Here is a 225-nt window from a genome sequence, read left to right as displayed (position 1 = left end):
ACGGCCAGCACCCGCAGCCCCTGCGACGCCAGAGCGTCACTCGCCGCGAGCACTGTCGCCCGGTCCTGCTCTGTCAGCGGCCCGCTCCGCCCCTCCCAGTCCATCTCGGCGCAGCGCGCCAGCAGTTCCGCCGGCGCTCCCTTGGCGCACGCCTGGTAGCCCGCGCCGTTCTTGTGCACCGTGGTCATCAGCTTGCGGTCCGAGTCGAAGGGGAACTCGGTGACT

The 225-nt window shown here is 71.6% G+C and carries 1 protein-coding gene; it reads right to left on the bottom strand.

The window, feature by feature from the left end:
- On the bottom strand, nt 1–225 hold a 225-nt coding region (locus RB628_RS42375), incomplete at both ends, for a hypothetical protein (RefSeq protein WP_318325879.1).

The sequence above is a fragment of the Streptomyces sp. ADMS genome (assembly GCF_033441795.1).
Taxonomy (GTDB): domain Bacteria; phylum Actinomycetota; class Actinomycetes; order Streptomycetales; family Streptomycetaceae; genus Streptomyces.
The sequence above is the reverse complement of the archived record's forward strand: the minus strand, read 5'-3'. Positions and strand labels throughout refer to the sequence as shown.